This is a genomic window from Arthrobacter sp. HMWF013 (genome assembly GCF_003061105.1).
Classification (GTDB): domain Bacteria; phylum Actinomycetota; class Actinomycetes; order Actinomycetales; family Micrococcaceae; genus Arthrobacter.
The window spans coordinates 1-5,587 of sequence record NZ_QAIQ01000682.1; the positions used below are offsets into that span (position 1 = coordinate 1).

Here is a 5,587-nt window from a genome sequence, read left to right on the forward strand (position 1 = left end):
TTCTGGAACTCGCCCAACACCAGCGCCACCGCCACGAATCCGGCCGCGGGGACCGTGGTGACCGAGATAAAGACGCCGATGAGCGCTGCCGAACGACGGCTGATGACCGACAGCATCCCGGCGGCGCCGGCAAGGACCGCGACGATCAGTGAATACGGACCCGGATGGTAAATGAACTCGACGGCGGACCCCTTATCCAGGACATCGGCCGGGAAGAGTCCGAGCGGGACGGACAGCCAGGCAGTCAGGGCCGCCAGCAGCATGGCCACCGGGAAACCGGCGCCAAGTGCGATGGCGGCCCTCCTCCCCAGCCTCCATTGGCCCCGGGCAACTGCCACCGCCAGTGCAGCCAGGGGACCGAACTCCGGCCCCACCGCCATCGCGCCCACAATGGCGATCGTCGAATTGGTCACGATGCCGATCGCAGCGAGCTGGGTGGCCAGGACGAGAAAGGCCAGGTAGCTCCATGTCAGCCTCGAATCCTCGCCGGTCTGGCGAGTAACCTCATCCCAAATCAAGGCGTCGGCACCGTCCCCCGGGGCAGAGGATTCCGCCTGGTCCGCGCGCCGGGACAGTACGAGTTCGGGCATTGAGATCAGGATCGACCCCGTATCCCGGGCCTTCAGGACATCGAGTTTCTCAAGGAGTGCCTCCACCGATTCCCTGGCGATCTGGAGCTCGATGACATCACCTGGCGGTACCACGGACGCGCCGGGAAAGAAGGCCAGCTCGGCCGTACCCGTGTGGTCCCGGCACGTCTTCAGCGTTACTGCCGACAACTGTTCCGGCACGCAAACCCGCAGCTGGACAATCACTCCGGCTCCCTTCCCTGGTTGTGGCCAGCTTAGTGCGTGCGCTGCGGGAGGACCGTGATGGTTGTGACGCGGCTGAAACCCACGCGGGCCTGATAATAGCGCGTGCGGTTGCTCACACTGGCCTCCCGGAATAGGGGGATCGGCCGGGAGGTTCTAATATTTACTCAACGCTTTGACGCATGGTTCCCGTGTGTTGAGCAACCGACTTGTTAAGGCCCTGCACGGACCAGTCCCGTAATGACGGGCTGGTCATTAGCTGCAACCCCTACCCGTGACCAGTAACCAAAGGTAAGAGGCGCACTCATGACCCAGCCCGAGCACAATCCTTTCGGCTTCATCGGCCTGACGTACGACGACGTCCTGCTTCTCCCGGGACACACAGACGTTATCCCGTCCGACGCCGACACGTCCTCGCGGATCTCCAAGCGGATCACGGTCCACACCCCGCTGCTTTCCGCGGCCATGGACACTGTCACCGAATCGCGGATGGCCATCGCTATGGCACGCCAGGGCGGACTGGGCGTCATCCACCGCAACCTGTCCATCCAGGACCAGGCAGACCAGGTGGACCGGGTCAAGCGCAGTGAGTCCGGCATGATTACCAACCCGCTGACCATCGGCCCCGAGGCCACCTTGGCGGAACTGGACGAGATCTGTTCGCAGTACCGCGTCTCCGGCCTTCCCGTCGTGGATGAAGGCATGCGTCTCCTGGGCATCGTCACCAACAGGGACACCCGCTTTGTCCCGGAGGCCGACTTCCCGCTGCGGCTGGTCAGCGACGTGATGACCAAGATGCCGCTGGTCACCGGCCATGTCGGCATCAGCCGTGAGGAAGCCAGCCACAAGCTGGCTACGAACAAGATCGAAAAGCTGCCGCTCGTTGACGAGCAGGGCCGGCTCAAGGGCCTGATCACCACCAAGGACTTCACCAAGGCCGAGCAGTACCCGCTGGCCACCAAGGATGACGAAGGCAGGCTCCGCGTAGGCGCAGCCATCGGGTTCTTCGGTGACGGCTGGGAACGCGCCATGGCCCTGATCGACGCCGGCGTCGACGCCCTGTTCGTCGACACCGCCAACGGCCACTCCCAGGGTGTGCTGGACATGATCCGCCGCCTGAAGTCGGATCCGCGGGCAGCGCATGTGGACATCATCGGCGGCCAGGCTGCCACCCGCGAGGGGGCGCAGGCATTGATTGACGCCGGCGCCGACGGCATCAAGGTGGGCGTTGGCCCGGGCTCCATCTGCACCACCCGCGTGGTGGCAGGCGTGGGTGTTCCGCAGATCACCGCCATCTACGAGTCCGCCAAGGCCGCCATCCCGGCCGGTGTTCCGCTGATCGCCGACGGCGGCCTGCAGTACTCGGGCGATATCGGCAAGGCGCTGGTTGCCGGCGCTGACACCGTGATGCTCGGTTCGCTGCTGGCAGGCTGTGACGAGTCCCCGGGTGAGCTGATCTTCGTGAACGGCAAGCAGTTCAAGAGCTACCGCGGCATGGGCTCACTCGGCGCAATGCAGTCCCGCGGCAAGAACACGTCCTACTCCAAGGACCGCTACTTCCAGGCTGACGTGTCCGGCGATGACAAGCTCATCCCCGAGGGCATCGAAGGCCGCGTGGCCTACCGTGGCCCGCTGGCTTCCGTGGCGCACCAGCTGGTGGGCGGCCTCCGCCAGACCATGTTCTACACCGGCGCGCCCACCATCCCGGAGCTCAAGGCCCGCGGCAAGTTCGTCCGTATCACCCCTGCCGGCCTCAAGGAATCCCACCCGCACGATATCCAGATGACGGTGGAGGCCCCGAACTACGGTTCACGCTAGTCCCCAGCGCCTCCCTGACCTTGGTTCGCTGCGGCCAGGGAACCCGGGCGCCGTGGGCCCACCACCGGCACAGGCCGCGGGGAACATTCCCGCGGCCTGTTTGCTTCTGCCCGCCAGACTAGGCTGAATCCATGTCCGAACCCCGCCACCCTGCCGAACTGAACCCCAAGAGGGATGCGCGCCGGCGTTTGGCCCTGAGGCCCTATGCCCGGGCCGTGGCACAGGTGCTGCGCGTCAGCTTCCGGGCCTCTCCGGCCGCCGTCGTGATGAAGGTTGCGGGGTCGCTGATCTCGGCCATGCTGCCGCTGGTGACCACGTACTTCGCGGCACTCACCACCACGGCACTGGCTGCCGCGTACTCAGGGGATGCCGCCGCCGGCCAGCAGGCCATTGTCTACGTCATCATCACCGCTGCCCTGGGCCTGTTCTGGGGTGCCTTCAGCAGCGTGGACCGCTACATCCAGCAGCTGATGAGCTTCAAGGTGGGCGCCATCGTCGGCGACCAGATGTACGAGCGCTTCCTGGCTCTGGAGTTCTGGCGCTACGACGACAAAGAGACCGTGGACCTGTACGACCGCGCCAAGCGGTTCTCCGATTCCTACGCCAGGGTGCTGGACCGCATCGCCGCGATCTTCACCCAGCTGGTCTCGGTGATCCTGGCGATCGGTGCCCTGCTGCTGGTCAGCTGGTGGATCGCGGTGATTGTGCTCATCGCGATTGTGCCCAGCGTCTACCTGCAGTTCAAGCTCTCGCGCGAACAGATCGCCCACTGGAACACGCAGGTGGATTCGAGGCGCCAGCGCCGGATGATCGAAACGAACCTGCTCCGCCCGCAGCACATCGCCGAGATGCGCCTGTACGGGATTGTGGGCTACCTGATGGACTTCAGGTCCCGGCTGCGGGATGCTGACGAACGCCGGCGCCTGGACTTCCAGAAACGCTATATCCCCAAGCAGTTGGCCGCCGACGCCCTGCAGTATGGCGCCGAAGTGGTGTCGCTGATCTGGGTGGTGGGGCAGATCATCGCCCGCGCCCAGCCGGTGGGCCAGTTCCTTTACGTCCAGCAGATTGTCAGCCGCGCCCTGTCCACGGCCAACAACCTGGTGTCGTCGTTGAGCTCGATCGACGAGGACCTGGCGAACCTCAAGGACTACGAGGTGTTCATGGCGTTGCCGGTCCACTCCAGCCATGCCCCGCCGCTGCTGCAGGCACCTAAGACCGTCGAGCTCCGGGACATCCGTTTCACTTACACCGGCAGCGATCTGGAAGTGATCCGCGGCATCAGCATGACCATCCGGGAGGGCCAGCACATTGCCATCGTGGGGGAGAACGGCGCCGGAAAGTCCACCCTGATCAGGATCCTGGCCGGGCTGTACGCCCCGGACTCCGGGCAGGTAATGCTCGACGGCGTCGATCTCGCCGCCGTCGATGTCACCTCGTGGCACCGCCATCTGGCCGTGCTGAGCCAGGAGTTCCTGAAGTACGAGTTTGCTACAGCTGCGGACAACATCCGCTTCGGCGACGTCGATTCGCCACGGAACGATGACCGGATCCGGCGGGCGGCGGCAGACGCCGAGGCCCTTGAGTTCATCAACAAGCTGCCCAACGGCCTGGACAACCACGTCAGCAACTGGATGGAGGATCCGCGCGGACGGAAGGGCAGCGGACTCTCCGGCGGGCAGTGGCAGCGGCTCGCCATGGCTCGGAACTTCTACCGGAACGCCGAATTCATGGTGATGGACGAGCCAACCTCGGCCATCGACGCGCTCGCCGAGCACCGCATTTTCACCCGGCTGTTCGCCGACCGCGGCAGCACCATCATCGCCATCAGCCACCGGCTCGCCACCATCGAAAAGGCCGATATCGTCTACATGCTCGAGGACGGCCGGATCGTGGAGCAGGGCACGCACAAGGAACTGGTGGCCATGCGGGGCCGCTACTTCAGGATGTTCGAATCCCAGTTGAGTGTTGAGGAGTCAGAAGGGGTCTGAAACTGGTTCCACCACGGTGGTGCGGACCCGGGCAAGGCTGGGCCGCGGCGGGACGCTGCTGAACCCGAAGGTCACACCGGGCCGGACGGGAGCCAGTGCCCCGGCGTCCACGCCGTCCCAGCTCACGACGGCGGAGCTGATGTGGTGCAGATCGCTGACCCCGTAATACTCACGCCTGCCGCTGCCGGCAGTTCCCGAGGTCCGGGCGCCCGGGCTGAGCACTGCGGCGGCAGGACTGATCGCCCGCAACCATGCCGGATGCACGGCGAGGGGCCGCGGCACTGCCAGTAACGCGGTGCCAAGGAGGGTCCTGCGTCCCATTCCGGCCCGCAGCCCCAGCGGGCCGGCGTCGACCTTTAACTGCCCATCTGCCAGGCGTGCGCCCACCTCCACCACCATGACTTCGTCAAAGCTGTACGTGAAGGAGATGAAGCCGGCCACTTCCCGTGTGGGGGCGAGCAGCACACGGTGCCCTGAGGGGTGCTGGACCATGATGTCGGCAAAGGCCCCGAAGGGGGACTGCTGCCAGAGGCCCACGACCGCCCGCAGTCCCGTGGCGGTGCCGATGCCGGCGATGTGCCCGTCGAAGATCCAGCGTTTGCCCATCCCCACCAGCACCCTCACCTTGCAGTTCGGCCAGGGCACCCCGCTGGCGTGGGCCCAGTCTATGCCGCCGGGTCCCGGGGGAGCGGCGCCGCTGGGATAACCTAGAGCAGTGACTTACGAGATCGAGATCGGCCGTGGCAAGCGTGGGCGTCGTGCCTACTCCCTGGATGACATTGCGATTGTCCCCAACCGTCGCACCCGCGACCCCAAGGACGTGTCTGTCTCATGGCAGATCGACGCCTATAAGTTCGACATGCCGGTGATCGCCGCCCCGATGGACTCGGCCATGTCTCCGGAAACGGCCATCGCCCTTGGCAGGCTCGGCGGACTTGGCGTGCTGGACCTTGAGGGCCTCTGGAC

The 5,587-nt window shown here is 65.6% G+C and carries 5 protein-coding genes; 3 read left to right on the forward strand and 2 right to left on the reverse strand.

Features of this window, described 5'->3' with window-relative positions:
- On the reverse strand, positions 1-815 hold an 815-nt coding region (locus tag DBR22_RS22065), incomplete at its 3' end, for a DUF389 domain-containing protein (RefSeq protein WP_108600748.1).
- Positions 816-1,118: 303 nt separating this feature from the next.
- On the opposite strand from DBR22_RS22065, the gene guaB reads away from it, so the two are divergent.
- A complete protein-coding gene (gene guaB / locus DBR22_RS22070; RefSeq protein ID WP_108600738.1) occupies positions 1,119-2,630 on the forward strand; it encodes an IMP dehydrogenase in 1,512 nt (503 codons plus the stop codon).
- 131 nt (positions 2,631-2,761) lie between these two features.
- Positions 2,762-4,621: an ABC transporter ATP-binding protein gene (locus DBR22_RS22075; protein WP_108600739.1), complete on the forward strand. Its 1,860-nt coding sequence runs from the start codon at positions 2,762-2,764 to the stop codon at positions 4,619-4,621.
- On the opposite strand, the gene DBR22_RS22080 is transcribed toward DBR22_RS22075, so the two are convergent.
- The gene (locus DBR22_RS22080) at positions 4,607-5,227 is read right to left on the reverse strand and encodes a hypothetical protein (RefSeq protein WP_108600749.1); all 621 of its coding nucleotides are present in this window, start codon (positions 5,225-5,227) and stop codon (positions 4,607-4,609) included. The two genes, DBR22_RS22075 and DBR22_RS22080, sit on opposite strands and share 15 nt — an antisense overlap.
- Before the next feature lie 109 nt (positions 5,228-5,336).
- On the opposite strand from DBR22_RS22080, the gene DBR22_RS25030 reads away from it, so the two are divergent.
- The coding region (locus DBR22_RS25030) for an IMP dehydrogenase (RefSeq protein ID WP_258229391.1) at positions 5,337-5,587 on the forward strand (251 nt) is incomplete at its 3' end.